The sequence below is a fragment of the Marinobacter pelagius genome (genome assembly GCF_003315345.1).
Taxonomy (GTDB): Bacteria; Pseudomonadota; Gammaproteobacteria; order Pseudomonadales; family Oleiphilaceae; genus Marinobacter; species Marinobacter pelagius_A.
In genome coordinates this window covers 27,508-48,706 of record NZ_QNRO01000025.1, presented here as the reverse complement: position 1 = coordinate 48,706, position 21,199 = coordinate 27,508, and the positions used below count along the sequence as shown (strand labels likewise).

17 protein-coding genes are annotated in these 21,199 nt (G+C 61.7%); 7 read left to right on the top strand and 10 right to left on the bottom strand.

Annotated features, from left to right (window positions below; all coding sequences use genetic code 11):
* Window positions 1-98: 98 nt before the first annotated feature.
* Entirely contained in the window at window positions 99-1,541 is a 1,443-nt protein-coding gene (locus DET50_RS17015; RefSeq protein WP_113863941.1) for a rhomboid family intramembrane serine protease, read from the bottom strand.
* A gap of 317 nt (window positions 1,542-1,858) precedes the next feature.
* Here DET50_RS17015 and DET50_RS17010 point away from each other — a divergent pair, with 317 nt between their 5' ends.
* Complete coding sequence (locus DET50_RS17010) at window positions 1,859-2,299, top strand: OmpA family protein (protein ID WP_113863940.1); 441 nt, start codon at window positions 1,859-1,861, stop codon at window positions 2,297-2,299.
* A gap of 62 nt (window positions 2,300-2,361) precedes the next feature.
* Here the strand turns inward: DET50_RS17010 and DET50_RS17005 are convergent, their stop codons facing one another.
* The 5 genes from DET50_RS17005 to DET50_RS16985 all read right to left on the bottom strand — a co-directional run bounded on the left by DET50_RS17005 (window position 2,362) and on the right by DET50_RS16985 (window position 6,578).
* Complete coding sequence (locus DET50_RS17005) at window positions 2,362-2,766, bottom strand: MAPEG family protein (protein WP_113863939.1); 405 nt, start codon at window positions 2,764-2,766, stop codon at window positions 2,362-2,364.
* A gap of 2 nt (window positions 2,767-2,768) precedes the next feature.
* Window positions 2,769-3,011, bottom strand: a complete 243-nt coding sequence (locus DET50_RS17000) for a GlsB/YeaQ/YmgE family stress response membrane protein (RefSeq protein WP_113863938.1) — start codon at window positions 3,009-3,011, stop codon at window positions 2,769-2,771.
* Between the two features lie 73 nt (window positions 3,012-3,084).
* Window positions 3,085-3,810 carry a lysophospholipid acyltransferase family protein gene (locus DET50_RS16995; RefSeq protein WP_113863937.1) on the bottom strand — a complete coding sequence of 242 codons (726 nt, stop codon included), beginning with the start codon at window positions 3,808-3,810 and terminating at the stop codon, window positions 3,085-3,087.
* A 51-nt stretch (window positions 3,811-3,861) separates the two neighbouring features.
* Window positions 3,862-4,464, bottom strand: coding sequence for a class GN sortase (locus DET50_RS16990; protein ID WP_113863936.1), 603 nt, complete (start codon window positions 4,462-4,464; stop codon window positions 3,862-3,864).
* Window positions 4,461-6,578: a marine proteobacterial sortase target protein gene (locus tag DET50_RS16985; protein WP_113863935.1), complete on the bottom strand. Its 2,118-nt coding sequence runs from the start codon at window positions 6,576-6,578 to the stop codon at window positions 4,461-4,463. The genes DET50_RS16990 and DET50_RS16985 overlap by 4 nt, the downstream gene beginning before the upstream one ends.
* 188 nt (window positions 6,579-6,766) lie before the next feature.
* On the opposite strand from DET50_RS16985, the gene pdsR reads away from it, so the two are divergent.
* The 3 genes from pdsR to DET50_RS16970 are packed head-to-tail and all read left to right on the top strand — an operon-like array spanning window position 6,767 to window position 10,815.
* Entirely contained in the window at window positions 6,767-7,468 is a 702-nt protein-coding gene (gene pdsR, locus DET50_RS16980) for a proteobacterial dedicated sortase system response regulator (RefSeq protein ID WP_113863947.1), read from the top strand.
* Window positions 7,469-7,471: 3 nt separating this feature from the next.
* On the top strand, window positions 7,472-9,493 hold the full coding sequence (locus tag DET50_RS16975; protein WP_113863934.1) for an ATP-binding protein: 2,022 nt from the start codon (window positions 7,472-7,474) through the stop codon (window positions 9,491-9,493).
* A 14-nt stretch (window positions 9,494-9,507) separates the two neighbouring features.
* Window positions 9,508-10,815 carry a DUF3422 family protein gene (locus DET50_RS16970; RefSeq protein WP_113863933.1) on the top strand — a complete coding sequence of 436 codons (1,308 nt, stop codon included), beginning with the start codon at window positions 9,508-9,510 and terminating at the stop codon, window positions 10,813-10,815.
* A 5-nt stretch (window positions 10,816-10,820) separates the two neighbouring features.
* On the opposite strand, the gene DET50_RS16965 is transcribed toward DET50_RS16970, so the two are convergent.
* Window positions 10,821-11,600: an ATP-binding protein gene (locus DET50_RS16965; RefSeq protein ID WP_113863932.1), complete on the bottom strand. Its 780-nt coding sequence runs from the start codon at window positions 11,598-11,600 to the stop codon at window positions 10,821-10,823.
* Window positions 11,601-11,684: 84 nt separating this feature from the next.
* On the opposite strand from DET50_RS16965, the gene DET50_RS16960 reads away from it, so the two are divergent.
* The 3 genes from DET50_RS16960 (at window position 11,685) to cysK (ending at window position 13,679) form a co-directional block, all read left to right on the top strand.
* Complete coding sequence (locus DET50_RS16960; RefSeq protein WP_113863931.1) at window positions 11,685-12,128, top strand: methylglyoxal synthase; 444 nt, start codon at window positions 11,685-11,687, stop codon at window positions 12,126-12,128.
* A 67-nt stretch (window positions 12,129-12,195) separates the two neighbouring features.
* The gene (gene trxC, locus DET50_RS16955; RefSeq protein WP_113863930.1) at window positions 12,196-12,633 is read left to right on the top strand and encodes a thioredoxin TrxC; all 438 of its coding nucleotides are present in this window, start codon (window positions 12,196-12,198) and stop codon (window positions 12,631-12,633) included.
* Between the two features lie 74 nt (window positions 12,634-12,707).
* Complete coding sequence (cysK, locus tag DET50_RS16950) at window positions 12,708-13,679, top strand: cysteine synthase A (RefSeq protein WP_113863946.1); 972 nt, start codon at window positions 12,708-12,710, stop codon at window positions 13,677-13,679.
* Between the two features lie 22 nt (window positions 13,680-13,701).
* Here the strand turns inward: cysK and DET50_RS16945 are convergent, their stop codons facing one another.
* From DET50_RS16945 to tssM, 3 genes are all read right to left on the bottom strand, one after another.
* Window positions 13,702-16,563 (bottom strand): fibronectin type III domain-containing protein, encoded by a 2,862-nt coding sequence (locus DET50_RS16945; protein ID WP_181800010.1) that lies wholly within the window; start codon window positions 16,561-16,563, stop codon window positions 13,702-13,704.
* Between the two features lie 257 nt (window positions 16,564-16,820).
* Window positions 16,821-17,399, bottom strand: a complete 579-nt coding sequence (locus tag DET50_RS16940; protein WP_113863928.1) for a porin family protein — start codon at window positions 17,397-17,399, stop codon at window positions 16,821-16,823.
* A gap of 193 nt (window positions 17,400-17,592) precedes the next feature.
* Window positions 17,593-21,186 (bottom strand): type VI secretion system membrane subunit TssM, encoded by a 3,594-nt coding sequence (gene tssM, locus DET50_RS16935; protein ID WP_113863927.1) that lies wholly within the window; start codon window positions 21,184-21,186, stop codon window positions 17,593-17,595.
* Window positions 21,187-21,199 lie beyond the last annotated feature (13 nt).

Sequence of the window (21,199 nt, the reverse complement as noted above, 5' to 3'; positions counted from 1 at the left end):
TCTGACCCCGGTTTGGAGGCGAACTGGCGAGGTTGGTCTGACGCAGGGGTCTGAAGAACACTTTCTTCTGACCCCGTTTTCACCGCCGGCCAGCCCGCTCAGGCCAGCAACTGCCGATAATGCCGCGCCTTGGGCTCCATCTCCCGCTTCTCGAACTCACTCACCAGCAGGCGACAGGCCTCTGACGTCAGCAGTTCATCCCCGGTGGCCCGCAGCCGCTCGAAGGCCTTTTCCGCAGCCTTGAAATTCTGCTGTTTCAGACTGGTAAACAACACCCGGTTGTGGTCCTCGGCAGCCAACGGCTGGTGGTGCTCACCCTTGCCGAGATATTCCTCCCACACTGCAACCATCTGCTCCGGCTGGCGCCGGCTGAGGGCGTCTTCCATCAGCTCACGGGTGCGGTCGCGGTACTCGGGCAGGTCCGGCCTCAGTTTGGCCAGCTGGTACAGGTGCTCAAGCAGGATAGGCCGGTCCGGGTAATGCTGGCGCAGGGCCTCAAACTGCCGGTGGGCCAGGTCGAACTCCATCCGGCCGAGGCTCGCCATGGCCTGGGCATAGCTGGTGGTAAAGCGGGCGTCCTGTTCACTTTCCTCCGGCTCGAAGAATTCCTCGCGTACCTGCAGCCAGCTGCGCCCAAACAGCCAGACCAAGCCGGCCCCGGCCACCAGACCACCGGCATGGGCCATGTAGGCGACTCCGGTGGCGCCGGCGAACCAGTAGTCGTAGATCTCCTTGCCCAGCCAGACCGGCAGCATGGCCAGCGCCGGTGCCCGGAAATAATTGAAGTACACCCCGAGGAAAAAGAAAAACCGGATCTTCTGCAAACCGTAGATGGCAACGTACATGCCCATAAGCCCCGAGATCGAACCAGACGCCCCCACCAGCGGAAGCGGGCTGCCTGAGGAAAAAGCCGTGAACACCAGACCGGATATGGCCCCGCACACCAGGTAGGCCACCAGGAACCGTCCGGGGCCCAGCGCCTTCTCCACCGTGAAGCCGAGCAGGAACAGGAACAACAGGTTGCCGATGATATGACCCCAGCCACCATGGAGGAACTGGTAGGTAATCAGGGTGTAGGGTTTGAGATCGGCCGGCACCAGGCCCAGCTGCTGGGCGCTGAGCTGGCTGATGAAGTCCTGTTCGATCCTGGTCCGGTGTTCGAGCCAGTATGCCCGCTCCGCCGGAGCCCAGAGGATGTCGCGGTTCTCCATCAAGTAGTAGAAGAACTCGCGATCCATCATCAGGCTGATGGCGATCCAGAAGTCGGCGTTCTCCTCCCGCAGTTGCTGGAACTCCTGCAGGTCGTAGACACGCTGTGCCTCACCCCGGAACTGGATCTGCCGTTGCAGGTAATCCTCGTAGACGGGCGCTTCCAGCTCCTGGAGGTCCTGGGAGAGATACTGATCAACCGCCTGCTCGATCTTGCGGCTGTCGCCGCCCTGATAGAACAGGAAAACCAGCAGGCAGGCGAACATCAGCCCCAGGGTGACCAGGGGCGGGCGTTTCCAGTTAACGGCATTCTCGGCGGGGATAATCAGCATCGGCGGTCACAATTCATCATATTCTGTCCCTGAAAACCTGCTTTTTTACCACAGCCCTGCCCGTATTTCCCGGTGTAATAGGTCCTGAGGCGACGGTTACCGCGGCTTAATCCGAGAAATGTGGACAGCCCCACAGATAGCGGGGCCGGTGCGAGACACTGTCACACCGGAGTCATATAAATGACATTAAATCGGTGGCAGCCAGAGGGCGCACCCGCGTCCTATCGACCTTTCGCCAATTGCCGTTATTCCTGCCACCACCAATAGTGAGTGGGAATAACAAGAAAAACCGGATACTGGAAGCAAGGATACTGCACATGACCGTACTCGTTTTGGACAACCCGGAACTGCTGGCCAAAGCGGCGCTGGCATCAGGTTTTACGGCGGCGATGGCCACCCCTGCGGGACAAAGACCTCATCGACTGAAATTTCATTTCGGTTTCAACAAGCATGCCCTGGATTGCGATGATCTGATGATCATCCGCCAGCACGCCACCTACCTCCGACAATATCCGGGGTTGAAAGTGCGGATCCACGGCCATGCCGACAACTTCGGCACCGAGGATTACAACCGGTTCCTGTCCCGGTTGCGGGCCAGCACCATCGCCCGGGTCCTGATCCGGGAAGGCGTGGGCGAGAACCAGATCCAGCTGGCGCACTGGGGATCAACCCGACCGCTGGCCACGCTTGAGGATCATGCCGCCAACCGGCGGGTGGAACTGGAATACCTGACCCAGGAAATGGCCCAGGCCCTGTAATCCAGGGAGGCCGGGCCACAACGGAAAACGGGGCCACGGCCCCCGCTTGTATTTGTGGCGGTTCAGCCGCCGTACACCTGCCAGACGTTCCAGAACAACAGCAGGGACGCCACCAGGATCGCCAGCCAGGTCAGGAGGATGCCGATCATCCGGGCCAGATGCGGCGCACCGCGGCCATTGATCATGCCCCAGGCGTGCAGGATGCGCCCCACGACCAGGGCCATGCCGGTCCAGTATACGAAACCACTGGGCACACCATTGAGTTCCGCGAGCCCCAGCATCAGCAAGCCCAGGGGCGCATATTCCACCAGATTGGCATGGGCGCGAACCGCCGCCTCGAAATCCCGGTCATCGGTGACGCCCAGGCCCTTGCGGTACTTGAGCCGGAACCTTACCACCTGGGCCGAAAGCACCAGCAGGAGCAAACCGATTACAGCGGCAAAGACACCGGTTACCGGGACGATCATGTTTAACCCTTCTTGATCTTGTTAACGATAGCCAGAAGCAGAACAGCCCCCACCGTCGCCGCTACCAGCCGGCCGACAGCGCCGTGGGCCGACAACTGCAGAAGCCCAAACAGGAAACCGCCAATAAACGAGCCGACAATACCGATACCAATGTTGGCCAGTACACCAAAGCCGCGCCCTTTCATGATCAGCCCGGCCAACCAGCCGGCCACACCACCAATAATCAGAAAATAAATCAGGTTCATCTCTCGCCTCTCCCTGAGGATGCTTCAAGAAACGGTCAGTCCACGCAAAGACTGCCCTGTTTCCTGCGGTGCTTCAAGCACTTCCGACACTGGAGGCAGGCGTGATGACGGCAATGGCGTCGGCCATCCGGGACCGGCATTGCGCGATCAGCTCGGGCACATCCTCGGGGTTGAGATCAGTTGTTTCAATCGGAGGGAGGATTCGGATAGCCACCGGCTCCCGACGCCCCAGCAAGCCGCAGGTCTTGTCCGCGTATTCACTGGCACAGACCATGGTGATGGGGGCACCCGAAGCAATCGCAGCGTGAAAGGCACCCTTCTTGAAGCTGCCCAGCCCGTTGCCATGGCTGCGGGTACCCTCGGGGAACACCCAAAGACTTTTCCGGTCGTGGGCGATGGTTTCGCCGACCAGTTGCATTGCCGCGACGGCTTTCCTGGAGCGGGACCGGTTCAGGATGACATTGCCCCCGAGCCAGAACACCTGGCCGAAAAAGGGCAGCCAAATCAGAGAGGATTTACCAACGGTGACCGTCCGGGGAGGCAGCAGATCCCCCATGACAAACAGATCGTCGTTATGCTGGTGATTGGCGATCACCACGGTGGGCCGGTCCTGTGGCATGTTCTCCCGGCCTTCGACAGGACGCTCCATACCCAGGATCCAGCGTCCCAAACGGGCAACTACCCACCCCAGCATACGATTGTTATCCGGATTGAAGGGGCGGGCAAGGTACAGAACCAGTGCCAACAGGCTGATAACCGGTACGCTCAGCCACGCCAACAGCTTTCTCAAAACACCCATCGGGTACCGCTTCTCTGTTGCACAAAACTGGCGCACAAGTGTACGCCAAGGTCATAGCCCTGCAACAGTATCAATTTGTTCCAGCCGGTTACTCGGTGCCGGATTCCGGCGCCGCGCCGTCACCACGTAACGCAGCGGCCCGCCGGTATCCAGGCTTTCGAACGGGTAGCAGGTCACCAGCAACAGCGTGTCCGGGGACAGGCGCTGGGTGTCGATCTGCTCCCGGCGGCTGTCCACCACCCTGGATGCTTCGACCTGGTAGTCCTGCCACTGGCCATCCTGGCCCTGCAGACGAATCCCGCTGCCCGGCGCCAGTTCGTCGAGCTGCCGGAAGTGGGTATCCCGGTGGCCGGCAATGATGACCGGGCCCTCACCCGGCAAGCCACCAACCAACCGGCCCGGGCCGAAGGCGAGGCTCTCGCCGTGGGTACCTTCCAGCACAATCATGGACCGGTCCAGTTCCGGCAGCGCCATCCTGGCCACCGGCCAGGTGTCCGCCCAGGGCCAGGGCCGGGTTTCGGTTTGCCGGGCCTGGCTCTCTGCCCATGCCAGGGCCAGCAGTTCCTGGGCGACCACCGCCTTGAGGGGTATCCAAAGCCCGAACACCAGCAAAGTGGCGGAAGAACTGAGCAGCAGCAAAAGGATCCGGTTCACAGCCCTACCCTCCCGCGCAGGAGCACGATCGCTGCGCTAAACATCATTCCCACAAGCCCCAGGGCAATGAGTAGCGGTGAAATGGTCGCGGTCTGGGGATATCGCAGCATTCCGGCTGAGGTTCCGGCCGGCAACAGGGTAGGCACGCTGTCAGCGAGCAACGGATCATTACCCGAACGCACCGGTTTGCTGTCCACCGCCAGGAAACTGGTAAACGGCGACATCAGGCTGTGGGCCATCGCCAGCCGGACAATCTGCTCCTCATCCGGCTGCTCGCCCTGAATCCTGGCCCGGTCCAACAGGCTGTCGATCTTTGCACGGGCCCAGCGCCGGTGCAGCCCGGTACCCCCGGCGGACTGCCGGAGGTCCAGCGTTCGCTTCCAGCGCTTGCCATCCGGTGCCATGCCGGTTACCGAGAGCGTACCCTCCGGCGGCACACCGCGAACGACCTGGATCAGCGGTTCACCCCGTAACAGATCCCCCGGGCGTTCCGGGAAGGCTTCGGCATCGGCCACCGGCCACTGAGTCCGGAGCCCGGTCAGCACCGGTGCCTCCATGGCCGAAAACAGGGCCACCAACGGACCACCGAGATCCGCCGTATTGCTGACGGCAGTATAGGTACCCCGCCCCCAGCGGGCGGCCTCCCGCATGAAGTGCATGTTGGGGGCCGAACCGATGCCGACAGTAAACAGTCGCTGGTTACCCAGCTGCTCGCGAATCTGCCGGAACAGCCCCGCCTCGTTGCCCACGGCACCATCGGTGATGAAGACCACCTGCCGGACCCGTGCAGCATCATCTGTATCATCACTTCCGGCCCCGCCGAGTGCCAGCGACAGAGCAGATGCCATTTCCGTCCCACCCTCGGCCTGTAACCGGCTGACATAACGATGGGCCCGCGCCAGGTTCATGCCATCGGCCGGCACCGGCGCCATGAACAGGGCGTGGGGTTGAGAATTGAACTGGATGACATTGAACCGATCCTCGGCGGACAGGGTATCGAGGCCCCGCCCGAGCGCCTGCCTGGCCTGGCGGATGGATTCGCCGGCCATGGAACCGGAGGTGTCGATCACAAATACCAGGTCCCGCGGCAGGGTCAGATCCGAAGCGGCCCCGGGTACCACCATGGTCATCAGGTAATCCTCACCATCGAATTGCTCATGGAAAACCGCGGCCACCGGCTCACTGCCATGAACCGGGCGCCAGCGGAGCACGAAGTCCCGGTTCATAAGTACTGTTCCTTCCGACGGCGAAACATGGACCTCCTGTCCATCAGTCCGGGTTTCCAGTTCATGGCCGGGGCTGGTGACGTCCGCCAGTTCCAGCCCGGCACTGAGAGACACACTGATGCTGGCGCGGTGGCTGTCGGCGGCAACGTCCTCCGGTCGCACCGTGAACGGACTGATGGCATCGGCATCCGGCACTTCCCGGGTGGCAATGGCCCAGCCCTCACTCCAGCCAGCGGCTTCACCCGTCGGCAGCATCGGCCCGGGCATGTATCGGGGTGTCAGGGTGGTCGGCAGTCGCAACGAGAACTGACCGTCCCGATAATCCACCGGCTGCTGATAGCGCAGCTCGATGCTGATATCTTCTCCGGGCGGTATATTGGCTACCCGGGACGTGAACAGGTTCGGGCGTTGCTGCTCCACTGTCGCGGCCTGCCGGCCACTGTCCCGTGCCTCGGCATACTCCTCGCGGGCCTGGGCTTTCGGGCGCACTTCACCGGTAATCGTGCGCTCTCCCACCGTCATGGTCAGGGCATAGACGCTGGCCTTCTCCGGCAGCGGGAACACAAAGACACCTTCGCGCCAGTGGTCACTGGTGTTGCGGAAATGCCGGGTGAGGCGAGTGTCGGCAATCAGTCCGCTGACCGTCACATCAAAGTCACTGTCAAGCACCAGCGCGGGTTCCTGCCAGTCACCCCGGTTGTCGGTGAAATGCAGCAGTCCGGGCTGGAGTTCATCGGCCACATTCGCCTCGGCGTACAGGGGCTGAACGAACAGGAGCAACAGGAATGCCAGCCAGAGGGTGATACCCTCCATGAACCGGCGTAGCCGGGCCCGGTTGGCGGGTTTTGCCGGTACTGAAAGTCTCAGCAGGGTCGTCGATAGCATCATCACAAGGTCCTTTCCCGATCAATTCCGTGGATGACCGCTATTTCACCAACCCGAAAGGTGCAGGCCGTGGCAGAGTGCGACAATACGGCGACAAATAATGATCAATTATGGCAACAGGCCCCTGGACCTTGTCCTGACCGGTTGCCATGGTTAAATAGAGACTCCATGCAGGCAACCGGTCGATGACCATGAAGAAACACCTTGTGCTGATCGAGGACGAACCCGCTATCCGGGACAATTACCGGGCCGCCTTCGAGCGCCGTGGCTACCGGGTCTCGGCCTACGGGGACCGGGCTTCGGCCTACCAGGCGCTGCAGCAGGAGTTGCCGGACCTTGCCATCATTGATGTCGGGCTTGGCGATGAGCCGGAAGGGGGATTCCTGCTGTGCCAGGATCTCAGACAGCTGTCGATGACCCTGCCGATCATCTTCCTGACCGCCCGGGACAGCGACATCGACACGGTTCACGGCCTGCGGCTGGGCGCCGATGACTATGTCACCAAGGACATGAGCATCGATCATCTGCTGGCCCGGATCACCGCGTTGCTGCGCCGGGCCGATGCCTGGGCCGAGGCGCTGCAGAAACCGGACGAGCTGCTCCGGCGGGGCCGGCTCACCCTGAACGTGGACCGCATGACCGTGGCCTGGAACGACCAGCCCATTGACCTGACCGTCACCGAATTCTGGATGTTGCACTCGCTGGTCCGCCACCCTGGCCACGTCCGCAGCCGGGATCAGCTGATGGAAGCCGCCAGCACCGTGCTCGACGACAACACCGTGACCTCCCACATCAAGCGCATCCGCCGCAAATTCCAGCAGCTGGACGACCAGTTCGATGGCATCCAGACCGCCTACGGCATGGGTTACCGCTGGAACGCCCATGAGGTCTGACCCTTGAGCCTCAAGCGCCAGCTCCTTGTTGCCAGTCTGCTGATGCTGCTCATTCCCTGGGCGGGCCTGAAATTCGTGCTCGAACTGGATACGGCACTGCGGGACCAGGCGATCCGACAACTGGACTCCCGCGCCGAACAATTGGCCGAGCTGGCCGGAGACCGTCTGCTGGGCGAGCCAGCAATTCCCGCCGAGGCCCCGGTCATCTATGTTGCGCCCCTGAGCCAACCGTTCACTCCGGACGGCTATGGCTCCGAATGGCCCGGCTACGATGACACCGCGGCTTCCCAGCCCTGGCAAGGCGCCGGGACCGACGACGGCCTGCAACTCCAATGGCAGGCGGCCAGCAATGGCCAATACCTGTATCTGCTGATCCGGCTTAGCGGGCGACAGTCCCGTTTCTTCAGCCCTGCGGCCCCAGAGCAACCCCACGATTTCCTGAAACTCTGGTTGCAGGCACCGGCCACGGCGGTGGACCAGTCACCGGCGCGCCAGGCCTGGCTGATTCGCCCTTCGGCTCCGGGTGAGCTCTACGGCCAGACCGATACCAAAGAACCCCGCCCGGACTACCGTGTAAAAGGTGCCTGGCAGGAACTCGGCGAGGGCTGGCAGCTGGAACTCCAGCTCCCACAACCCCCGGACAACAGCCGACTGGGATTTGCCGCGTACCGGGAGGGAGATACGCCATTGGCGACCTCACTTGAGCCACTACCGGTGCTGGTCGGGCCGCGCCCGGCGCTGGAACGCCGGCTGGAACAACAGCTTGACCCCGGTCAGCAGGTCCGGATCATCGAGCCGGCTGGCTGGGTGATTGCCGAAGCCCGCAAACCGGGCAATGATCCATCACCGGAATTCGACAGCCTCAGCCCCGTTCAGGTGCTGGAACAGATCAGCCTTAACGTCCTGCGTTACCTGGTCCAGCTCTACCAGCCCGAGCCCGGACTCCTTCCTGACCAGGCGCGCCAACTGGAGGCCAACACCCTGCCGGACCAGGGGCTTATCCGGCACCCGGATGACAGCCGGTGGCTGCTGGTCACCAAGCTGGTATTCGGCGACCGGACCCTCATCCTGGAACAATCCCTGGACCAATTGCTGACCCTCTCCGGCTCCACCCTGGGTTCGGTGATTGCCCGCAGCACCCTGATCATCGTTGCCCTGACCCTGGTTCTGCTCGGCTATGCCAGCTGGTTGTCCTGGCGCATTGCCCGCCTGCAGCGGCTGGTGAACGCCACCGTCGATGAGGACGGCCGGATCATCGGCACTATGCCAACGACCGCCAGCCGCGATGAGCTGGGCCAGCTGCAGGCACACTTCGCCCAGATGGTGGAACGACTGCATGGCTATAACCGCTATCTCGAGAGCTTTTCCCGCCGGCTGTCCCACGAGCTGAAAACCCCCGTCGCGATCGTTCGCTCCTCCCTGGAAAACCTCGCCCATGCCCGGTCCGAGGCGGAGCGCCAGCAGTATCTGGAACGGGCTTCAACCGCCACCGAACGATTACGGCAGATCCTTCATGGCATGAGCGAGGCGGCGCGACTGGAACAGAGCTTCGACCAGGCCGACAGGGAGCCCTTTGACCTCGCCGAAGTGGCCGCCGGGGCCACCGCCGCTTATCAGGGCCTCGACAGCCATCACGAGATCCGGTACGCGGGCCCGGAACAGGGCTGTAATCTGACCGGTTCCCCGGAACACATGGTGCAATTGCTGGATAAGCTGGTGGACAACGCCCGGGACTTCACCCCCGAGCATGGGCTGATCGAGGTCGCCCTGGCACAGCATCCGGAACAGCTGGAACTGTCGGTGTTCAACCAGGGCTCGGCCCTGCCGGAGGATGGCTCTGCCGACATTTTCGGTGCCTTTGTATCCCATCGGGATGGTAGCGGGGACGGGCACCTCGGGCAGGGTCTGCTGATCGTGCGACTGATTGCCGAGTACCATGGTGGCCGGGTGGAAGCCGCCAATGAGTCCCAAGGTGGCATTGACGGGGTACGTTTCCGGGTTATCATCCCGGTCAAGCCCAGATAAGCCCGGATTCTGCTGTGAGCACACGACTGGAACACCTCGACATCCATCCCCTGCGGGATGAACTCTACAACGAACTCCACTCCCGCCCCTTCCAGGTGCTGCCCACCCCGGCACGGGTGACCCAGATGGCGATACTGACCACCCCGGAGCAGCGCCGGGAGCAATTCCGACATCTGCAGGAGCTCCACCGACTGCTGGGCTACCCGGTCCCCGAGGAGGAAGTCGGCTGTTTCGAGCAGACCTTCGGCACCCTCAAGGTGCGCCGGGAAATGCACATGGAGTTCGCTTCCTATACCTTTACCAACCTCGCCGAGAGCAGCGCCGATCCCTTCACCGAAACCGGGATCACACCCTTGCCGGAGGGCTGGCTGGAGCAACTGGCGGGTACCGTGATTGCCGCCTTCCACGTGGACATTCGCCCGTCATCCCACGATGCCGCCAGCGACCTGGCCTTTGTACGCCAGCACTTCGAAGGCCTGCGCCTGGTAGGTAGCAGCCCCCAGGAAGGTGCAGCCCGGATCTGGGGCACCTTCAAGCTGCACAGTGATGGCTTTGGCCGGTTCATGGTCCAGAACCATCATATGTCCAACAGCCAGCTGGGCCGTCTCACTCAGCGCCTGATGGAGATCGAGACCTACCGGCTGATGTCCCTGCTGGCCCTGCCCGTGGCCCGGGAAATCACTCCGTCCCTGAACGACATGGACCAGAAGCTGGCCGTCATTACCCAGGCCCTGGCCGACAACCAGGATGTGGACGAACAGCAGCTGCTGGGAGAGCTGAGCCACATCGCCGCCCGGATCGAGGCCTTTCGCGCCCACTCCACGTTCCGGTTTTCTGCCACCCGCGCCTATCACCGCCTGGTCCTGACCCGGCTGGAGGCACTGCGGGAAGACGAACTCTCCGGCCATCTGACCATGACCGAGTTCATGACCCGTCGGCTGACGCCGGCGGTAAAAACCTGCGAGGCGGTCAGTGAGCGGCTGGAGGACCTGTCCCGGCGCGTGGACCGGGCCTCGGACATGATGCGCACGCGGGTGGAGCTGGCCATCCAGAGCCAGAACCAGCAACTGCTCAGTTCCATGGACCGCCGTTCACGTATCCAGCTGATGATGCAGCACACGGTGGAAGGCTTCTCGGTAGTGGCCATCTCCTACTACCTGATCGGCCTGCTGAAACTGGGACTGGACGCGCTCTACGACAGTGGCGTCGAGTTCAACAAGACCCTGGTGCTGGGCATTGCCATCCCGGTGGTCATGGTCCTGGTGTTCCTGGGCATCCGCATCGTCCATCACCACTTTATCAAGATGGCCAGGCGACAGTAGCCGGCTCAACGGAACCGGCTGTCTCCGGCCACCTGCCGGAAAAACTGTTGGGCGGTGCGCCCGTTGCGTACACCCTTACCGGTGGCAAAACGGATCGCCTCCAGGTGCAGGGCCTCCCGGTCCTGCACCTCGGGAAACAGGGCATCGATGGCCTGCAGGTAGACATCCTTCGCGAACGGATAGAAAGAAAGCTGCAGGCCAAAGCGGTCCGCCAGCGACACCTGCTCCTCGATTGCCTCCGCCGGATGCAGCTCGCCGTCCCGAACCTCACTATTCACGTTGTCGCTCATAAACTCCGGCATCAGATGCCGGCGATTGGAGGTGGCGTACACCCGGACGTTTTCCGGCGGCAACTCCAGGGAGCCTTCCAGCACACTCTTCAGCGCCTTGTAGCCGGACTCGCCGACATCGAAGGACAGGTCGTCGCAGAAGATCACGAACCGGAACGGCAGATCACAAATGTCATCGACGATCTCCGGCAGGTTCACCAGATCGTCCTTGTCCACCTCGATCATCCGCAATCCCCGGTCCCGATAACGGTTCAGCAGGGCCTTGATCAGCGACGACTTGCCGGTGCCCCGGGAACCCCAGAGCAGCGCGTTGTTGGAGGGCTCACCGGCGAGGAAGCGTTCGGTATTGCGCGCCAGTGCCTGTTTCTGCCGGTCGATACCCTTGAGATCGTTCCAGCTGATCGGATCCAGCCGCCGGATCGCCCGCAGACCCGAGCGGTGCCGGCGCCAGACCGCCGCCGGTGTGTGTTGCCAGTCAAACTGCGTGGTGCTCATAAACCTTCTTTCCTATTTCGTCTGGCGTCAGGCTGTGGAACACTGACCGCCAACCTAGATTTATAACAGGAGACTTTACCGCAAATGGCCGTAAAATCCGTCGCCCTGGTGGCGCACGACAACAAGAAGAAGGAACTGGTGGAATGGGCAAACGAGAACCGGACCCGGCTCGCTCCCCTGCGCCTCTATGCCACCGGCACCACCGGCCGGCTGTTGCGGGAAAGCCTCGGACGGGACGATCTCAACTGCCTGCTCAGCGGCCCGCTGGGCGGTGACCAGCAAATCGGCGCCAAGATCGCCGAGGGCGAGATCGACCTGCTGGTGTTTTTCTGGGACCCGCTGGAACCCCAGCCCCACGACCCCGACATCAAGGCCCTGCTGCGCATTGCCGCCCTGTGGAACATTCCCGTGGCCTGCAACCGGGCCACCGCCGAGTTTGTACTGACTTCCGCCTATATGACCGACGACCAGCACCATCCTCAGAAGCCGGACTTTTCCTATTACACCGGGCGCGACGTCAATCAATGAGCCGGGCTTGAATTCAGGCACCGGCGGAACTATCTGGTAATCAGACCCACTTTCCGAGGAGTACCCGATGTCTGATCCACTCCAGATCAAGTGCCCCCATTGCCTGAGGACCAACCGCGTACCGGCCGCCCGCCTGGGAGACAAGCCCAACTGTGGTGCCTGCAAGAAGCCATTGCTCAATGGCGATGTGGCCAATCTTGACGATGCCTCCATGGCCGGCTTTACCGGCCAGTCCGACCTGCCGGTGCTTGTCGATTTCTGGGCCAGCTGGTGCGGCCCGTGCAAGGCCATGGCCCCCGAGTTCGAACAGGCCGCCCGCAACTGGGCCGGCAAGGTCGCCTTTGCCAAGCTCAACACCGAGCAGGGTCAGCAGGCCTCCAGCCAGTTCGGCATCCGCAGTATTCCTACCCTGATCCTGTTCCGGGGCGGCCGCGAGATCGCCCGCAAGAGCGGCGCCATGCCCGCCGCCCAGCTCTCGGCCTGGCTCAACAGCGAACTGGGCTGATAACAGGACGGGCGGCGCGGAACCCACGGATGGCGATCCGGTGCTATGATGGCTGCAAAAAGGAGGATAAAGCCATGGCACGAATCTACGAGGACAATTCCCTGTCCATCGGCAACACGCCGCTCGTCAAACTCAACCGCGTCAACGACGGCGCCACCATCTGGGCCAAGATTGAAGGCCGTAACCCGGCCTACTCGGTAAAGTGCCGGATCGGCGCGGCCATGATCTGGGATGCCGAGAAGCGAGGCACCCTGAAATCCGGCATGACCATCGTCGAGCCCACCAGCGGCAACACCGGCATCGCCCTGGCCTTTGTAGCCGCCGCCCGTGGCTACAAGCTGATCCTGACCATGCCGTCTTCCATGAGCCTGGAACGCCGCAAGGTCCTCAAGGCCCTGGGCGCTGAACTGGTGCTCACTGAACCGACCAAAGGCATGCCCGGCGCCATCGCCAAGGCCGAGGAAATCTTCGCGTCCGACCCGGACAACCACTTCCTGCCCCAGCAGTTCCAGAATCCGGCCAACCCCCGTATCCACGAGGACACCACCGGCCCGGAAATCTGGAACGATACCGACGGCGAAGTGGACATTTTCGTCTCCGGGGTCGGCACCGGCGGCACCCTCACCGGTGTGGCCCGCTACATCAAGGGCACCAAGGGCAAGGACATTACCGTGGTCGCGGTGGAGCCCACCGATTCCCCGATCATCACCCAAACCCTGAATGGCGAGGAGCCCAAGCCTGCCCCCCATAAAATCCAGGGCATCGGCGCCGGCTTCGTACCCAAAAACCTGGATCTGGATCTGGTGGATCAGGTGGAAGCGGTGACCAACGAAGAAGCCATGGACATGGCTCATCGGCTGATGCAGGAAGAAGGCATCCTGTGCGGAATTTCCTGCGGCGCCGCCGTCGCCGCCGCTGTTCGCGTCAGCAAGCAGCCGGAGCATCGGGGCAAGAACATCGTGGTGGTGCTGCCGGATTCGGCGGAGCGGTATTTGTCATCCGCGTTGTTTGCTGAGCGGTTTGGTGAATTGGAGAACGTGCAGTAACAGCCCTCGTACGTCAGTCCCGTCAGGGACTGACGTCAAATACTCCATGCACGATTTCGTCACCATCAGCGTCCGTAATCACTGCGGTAATGACATGCTGGCCTGCCAATCCCGCCAGGCTGAATCCGTATGCATCACGCGGAGGCTTGGTAACCGTGCCCGCGAAATCCCAGGGGGCACGGTTTTCCACCTTGATCGGGCTGCCCAGTCGGTCCGGATCATCCAGATAGAATGCCACCCTCTTCATGCCGTCAATGTCAGGCACAAAGATGTACACCTCACCGCTCAGGCTTGAGCCGTCAAGCGGCACCGGATTGCTCCGGTCCGCCGCCAGGGATACCGCCAGGGTGTAGAGAGAGGGTTGATCATAGACGAGACTGACCGGGACCCTCAGTTGCTCTCCGGTCCCTGCTTCAATCACTACATCCGCCTGGTACTGGCCGGGGGAAAGCGCCGAGGCATCGGCGGTCAGCACTAGCGTTTCAGGTAGCACTCCGGCAAGGGGCTCGACGCCCAGCCAGGCCGCCGTGCTGCGAGCGCTGTAGTTCGGGTTACTGCCATCGGTCATCTGTACCAGGACATTCTGCTGGGCCAGTGACTCAGGCGGCGTTAGTTCGAACAGAACGCTGCCCGGGGTGGCATCCAGCTGCGGAACGTCATTGGTCACCATGAACCCGGCCGACACCAAAACCTCAAGCCCCCCGGAAACGGTGAGGCGAGCGCCAAGTTCATGGCCACCGTCCGCCAGCGTCCCGGTGTCATAGGGGTAAGCGGTATCATCAGCGGCTGTGCCGGCCAGATCGAACGGGGGTACATTCTCGGTTTTGGTGACAACGCCGGTACCGGTAGGATCGTCCATGTAAAAACGCACCTGGCTAACGTCGGTATCCGGACTGGTGAAAATGTATTGCTCACCCTGCAAGATGGCGCCTTCCAGGGGAACGGCTCCCGTCCGCTCGGGACTGTTTGACACCCAGAGTCCGTAACTGGAAGCGCCAACCCGCAACACCACCGGCACCCAGGTGGCACTGTCTTCTCCGGCAGTGATCTGCAGGATTCCGCGGTACTCACCGACCGCCAAACTGGAGGCATCTGCCACTAACTCTATACTTGCCGGCGTCACTCCTGAGACCTGCGAAAGCGACAGCCAGCCCGGGACCTGGCTGATGTCGAAAGCCAGTGCAGCGCCATCGCCACCGGTTACGCTCAGACTTTCAGAGACCGCTTCACCCGGCTCGGCCAGCAAGGTAACCTGCCGAGGCTGCGCCACCACCTCCGGCGCACAGCCATTGAACGAATACCTGACCCCGTCTATCTGCAGCGGCACAGAACCATCGCCTTCAACTCCGAACACATCCACATCGAGCGTGCCCGTAGCCGTTACCGAAAGGTGGGCAAAATGGTGCAAGGTATTGTTCCGGAACACCGTCCACGCAGGCGGCTCGGACGTACGCCAGGGCGAGAAGTCGAGAGAGATATTGCTCAGCTTGCCACCAGGGGCAACCTTCAGCCAACTCACACCATCCTCCGGGCCATAACAATGACGATTGTCTGACGTTGGCGTGTTCGTCGCAGGCACATTGACCAGCGGATAGGTTCGCTCATAGGACTGATCGTGGGCAGTGAGCACCACCTGGACACCCGCAGCCTCAAAGATCGGCCCGAGTTGATCACGAAGTGGCAGGGCAGAGGAATGATTGGTGCCCTCCGAGAATGGGGCCGCGTGCAGATAAGGTACCAGCCAGCGTTGGCCCCGGCCTCTGGCAGCTGCCAGGTCGGCGCTCAACCAGTCCAGCGCCTCCTGCGGAAGTTGCTCGTACTCATTCAGTCCAAAGATCGATACAAAATGAGCCTCACCGGCATCAAAGCTGTACATTCGACGACCGTTCCAACCTTCGGGCGTCACAAAGTAATTAACCCAGGTATCAAAGCCCTCCCCCAACAGCACTTCATGGTTGCCATAGGTCGGCATCATCGGGCTTCGGCTGGCGATTGCCGACATCTGGTCAAACCAGGCGGCAATGGAACGCTCGAGAGTGACATAGCGCTTATCGGTATTGAAATAGGCGTAGTCACCGCCCAAAAGCACCAACCGCGGATTGCGCTGGGCAATCTCCAGAATCACCTGCTCTGTTCCGGTGGCCAGCCCGTCAAGACGACCGACCAGGCCGGTATCGGCAACAAAAATTGCATCAAAGTCCGCGGGCCCCGGTGCAGGTGCGGTATAACTCTCATATACCCGACTCCAAACGTCCGGGGCAAGCGCCGCACGAAACTCATAACGCGTATCAGCAAGCAGTCCCTCAAGGTTGACCAACAGATACTGACCATCAGCTGTGGAGTGACTGACCGTACCACTGGCCTGCGCCCAGGCACTCTCACCAGCCCGGCGGTAGCTAACCGTAGCCGGGGTTCCCGCAAGCGGCGAGAACCACATCACTGCCAGCGATCCGGAAGGATTGCCTTGCCAACCGGTATGCAGCTGCCCGGCCTCACCCCCCGGCTCCGGTGGCGGCTGGTTGGCAACCTGCATCAGCCCCTGGAGGGTCTGTACCACCGAACCGCCCTGGTAAAGCTCGGCACTGACCTGGTAGTTGCCATCCACCAGGTTACGGGTGTCGTAGGCATAGGCCAGATCATCCGGAGTAGTGCCGGCAAAGTCCCAGGGAACGCGGTTTTCAGTCTTGACGAGAGTCCCATCGAGATAGAACCGAACCTGATCCACCGCATTGGCATCGGCCACAAAAATATAGACCTGGTCCTGTAGCGGGGCTGTCTCAAGGCTCTGGGGCGAGCTTCGATCCGATGAGAGCGACACCAGTAGCTCGGCGGCAGACGCACGCAATGGTAAAAGGGCCAGCACCAGGAACAGGGTGAGGAGCAATCCAGTAGCACACGTCAAAGAGCGGGCGTGGCGGGGAAAAGAAAAGAAGCGCCGAACCATAACGACCACCTCCCGGGGATAGGATCGGGGGACCGTAAAAGTTCAGCATATTCAGTGCCAGCTCTCTAAGCGCCTGAAAGCTTTCCCGAAGTAAAATCATCGGGGATGCCGGCGGCATCGAGCTGTATATTTTTCTGACACTTTTGATGCAGAGAACAAAAAGGGGCTCAGCCATCCCTGGCCGAGGCCTTTCACCGTCAGAACTGATATTTCAGACCGACCCGGCCGGTATCAAACTCCGGTCCATCATTGGTGACCTGGCCGTTGAAGTCATCCTCGTCAACATCGACGTTGTAGCGATTGTATTCCGCGAACGCCGTCAGCTTTGGTGTCACCCGGAAGTCCACACCGGCGCCGACAAAGGGACTGACCTCGTCGTAGGTCTCGCTCTCGTCGAACGCATCCACATCCAGTGCGGAAACGAACGCCCCGGCCTTGCCGTAGACGCCGAAGCTGTCGGTTAGCGGTAAGCGACCGACCGCACTGAGTCCGGCGCCCTTGAGCTTGGCATCCACATCATCCTCGCCGAAGTTACCGAAATCGATGTACTCCGCCTCCAGGGCAAAGAAGGGCGTGAACTTGTAACCCAGCGCAACACCCAGCATATCGTTCTCATCCTCGAACTCACCGCCGTGGGACTTGTAACCACCGTAACTACCACTGATGTAGGGCCCGGCCGGATCACGGCTGACGCTTTCCTGCGCCCACCCAGCCGGCGCTGTCGCAACCGCTGCAGTCAAAACCGTGGCATACGCAAAACGTGCTTTAAAGCTCATAGCGCGTCTCCCTTTGAGGTTGGTTTCCTTTCGCCTTAACGGGCAATCGCCTCTGATGTCTTGCGATTGCTTGGAGCCACCCTATCGGGATTTGACGCTTCGGTGGGTTAAAACCGGACTAAGATTTTTTCACATTTGGTTCATCGGGTGGGCGAACCAACTCCGCACACCCGGCAATACGCCCCGTACCAGATCAATAAAGACTTCGTGGTATCCGGTACCCTGCCAGCAGCTGTTGCGTGAAGGGGTTGATAGTGCTGGCGGCATGCAGACGGTATTTCATTTCTCCATCGTCCACCCGAAACCTGACATCCACGGTATTACTGCTGACTCCGGTAATATCTGCCTGGCCCAACAGTCTGAACAGGGCCCATGGACCGCTCTCGGAGATGCTCCGAGGAGATCGATTGACCTGCACTGGCACCAGGGTGATGCGAGTTTCCACGGCATCTCGCAGCGTGTTGGGCCATATCAGCGGAACGTTCTGGCGCGGACCATGGGAGAATTCCACCAGCTGGCCATCGATGTTCGCCACCGAACGGCGTTTGTTGTTACTCAGATTGAGGGGCTCCAGGGCAAACTCCACGTCCAACGTGCCGCTCCGGGTAAAGAATGCCTGACGAATCTGCCTCGCCCGCTCCAGCGCTGCCACCACATCCCGGCGCACAAGGCTGGCCCTGCGGGCGTCGCCCACTTGCTCAGGATGGTCTTCCAGAAACAGCTTCAGGTTATTGTTGTAGAAAGTTTCCAGAATGCCGTCCGGGGCAAAGAAACGCTCGAAATCCTGTAGCGCAGCGTCACGCGCAGCCCCCTGCGTAAACGGATAGTGCCGGGCCAGATTCTGCTGGAACGGCTGGTAGACCTCCCGATACCAGTCACGCTCCAGCTGGGCCACAGCCCTGTCCAGCACCACCCGCCAGCTTTCGGTAGCCAGGCGGTTCAGTATCCGGTTCAGGGGTTCGGGTTGGTGATCGGCCATGCGCTGCAGGGTGAAAATCGGATCGGCGCCTTGCAGGCCCATGCGGGCACGGGCGGCGCTGAGGGCGGCTTTGCCGGTATCCGGAGATTCTTGGATGTTACGCATGTATTCGTGCAGCTCCGCCACCACCAGCATGACTTCCTCCAGGCCAGACGGCTCCTCACCCTGTTTGCGGGTGAGCTGGTTCAGGTCGCTGAACTGGCGTTCTATATCCTGCAGCATGCGGTAATGGGGGGACTGCTCAAGCAACTTGCGTGCGGCTTCTGCTTCGCCTTCGCCTACCGGTATCAGGCGGGTGTTTTCCCGCACCTGGGCCAGCAATCGGGCCAGTGGTTGATGACCGCTGGTCAGGCTGTCGAGAATACGGACGCCGTGGTTCAGGTCCTCAAACCGATGGATATCCAGCCGGCTCAGCGCTGTGCGCCAGGCCTCGGCATAGTGCTCGGCGTAAAGCGTCTGCAGGCTGGCCAGCAACTCGGCCTCGTCGGCCTTGCTGAAATCGACATCATCCCGGCGGCCCAGCACCCAGGCGTCAATCAAGGCCAGTTCGGTCACCGATCCGGATTCCCGCAGGAACCACTTTTCCAGGCCTTCCTGGGTCAACAACGCCGGGATCGAGAGCGAGTCCTGTGCTGACGGCACATCCTCGGCAAGCGGTTTGCCGTAACTGTCCAGGCGCGTGAATACGGTCGAGAACGCCGGGCCGGAACTGCGGGCCAGTTCCAGTGGCGTCGGGAAATCACGGCTGGCCTCGTTCTCCAGCTCACGGTACACGCGATCCGAGGTGCTGATACGGCCAAGCTCGTGCTGTGCCCATTCGACACTGCTGCGGAAAGGCGCCAGCGCCATGGTGGCGGTGGGGTCGCCGTTAGCCGCCAGGTCCGACAGATCCGTGTGGACCATGGCGTATTGCAGGTGCCCGTACAGGCGATTCTGCACATCGCGCTGGCCGGGGAAACGGGCCTGCCAGTACTCACGCATGTACCCGGACACGATGTCGGTACGGCGGCCGCTGGCATCGTACAGCATCCGCAATACGCGCAGGTGTTCGAGCCGCTCAGTGCTGTTATCCGGCGCCTGCCCCATTTCTTCCATCACGCCAAACATCAGCGCGGGCAGGTATTGATAGGCCAGCATGTTCAGGTAGGCCTTATCCACTTCCGGGCCCACCTTGTGCCCCTGGTACAGCCCCATGTCGGTTACCAGCGGCCATTCCTTACGGTAATCGCCGAAGGCGAGGGTGGCGTCGCGCAGTTCATCCAGCGGTTGTAGCAGATTACGGCCGGTGGTGTCCGGCTCGTAGCCAACCGGCTGCCAGTCATTGAGATAGCTTTTCACCCGGTTTTCCACCTGGGCGGCGGCTTCGGCATTCTGGAGAAAATAGTGCTGCCAGCCTGCGGTCATGCCCGCACCGGCGGCGAGGGCCACCACGGCGGCAACCGCGACCCGGCGATGACGCTGGCGCACCACTCGCCGGTTATCCCCGGCCAGGCCCGCCTCCGGATAGATGATTTCGGGGAACAGGCCCTTGGTGAACAGGCTCGCAGACTGGCCACCACGCTGAGCCGGCTGGATCGGGTCCGACATCTGGTAGTTCCGGGCGGCAGCCGAGACAAAGGCATCCTCGGGCACGCCTTCCTGCAACACCGAGGTGAAGTAGGTGCCGCGTACCAGCGCCGGTGTGGAGAAGGCATCCGCCGACAGCAGGTCGGTCAGGAACTGCTCCATGGCCGGCCTCAGGCCCGCCAACTGGCGGGTGAACGAATACGCCGCTGCCCGTTCTTCGTTGTCACGGGTGTTGGCCAGTACGTCCGGCAGGCGTTCGGTGAGCTCGTCCACCATATCGGCGTAGCGCTCGGCAAACTGTTCCAGCCACTGGTCCTGATCCTGCTGGCCATCCAACCGGAAGGTGAACCCCAGGGCCTTGTCCTTCTCGGCCTTGCTGAGGGTACGGACAAACGGCGCAAAGCCGTACATCAGGTCCATCTTGGTGAAGGTCACATACACCGGCAGCCGGGAACCCAGCTGTTCCATCAGCTCCCGAAGGCGGGTGCGCAGCAGAATGGCGTTGGATTCACGCTGCTGTTCGTTGGCCGCGCTCAGGCGCGCAAGATCCACAGCCAGGATAACGCCATTGAGCGGCCGCTGGGGCCGACTGCGTTCCAGCCAGGCGATAAAGTGGTTCCACAGCCGGCTCTGGATTTCCCCGGTGGCGCCTTCACCCTGGTTCTGGCTCAGCAGTTCGCCATCCGGATCGATCAGGACACCGTTGTCGCCAATCCACCAGTCAAAACTGAACGGGTTACGGTCGCCACGGTTGTTACGGGTGACGTTGGTCAGGGTATAGGTTTGCCCGGCCCGCTGGATCAGGCTGGTCTTGCCCGCATCTTCCAGGCCCATCACCAGATACCAGGGCAGACGGTACAGGCCCTTGCGACCCGGCAGGTTGCTTTTCAACGCCTGCAGTTGTCGGTCCAGCAGCCGCTGTTGACGACGCTCCATGGGCAGAATCGGGTCTTCCTGCTCCCGCTGCTCCTCGGCCTTGGCCTTGTTCACTTTACCCAGGCGACGGGCCAGCATGGTGCCCCAGACTATCACCACCAACAGGACCACCCCCAGGGTGACCAGAGCACGCATCTGCCAGGCCATCAGCGGGTAATCTCCGTTAATTTCCAGGAGTGGCCCCAGCCACCAGGTGGCTACCAGCAGGGCGATCACCCCCAGAGCCAGGGTGACGGGGGCGGCGCTGCGGATGTAGGGCAGAAGCCAACGACCAATGAGTAATGCTTTTCTCCACATGGTTTCCATTCCTGCGTTCGTT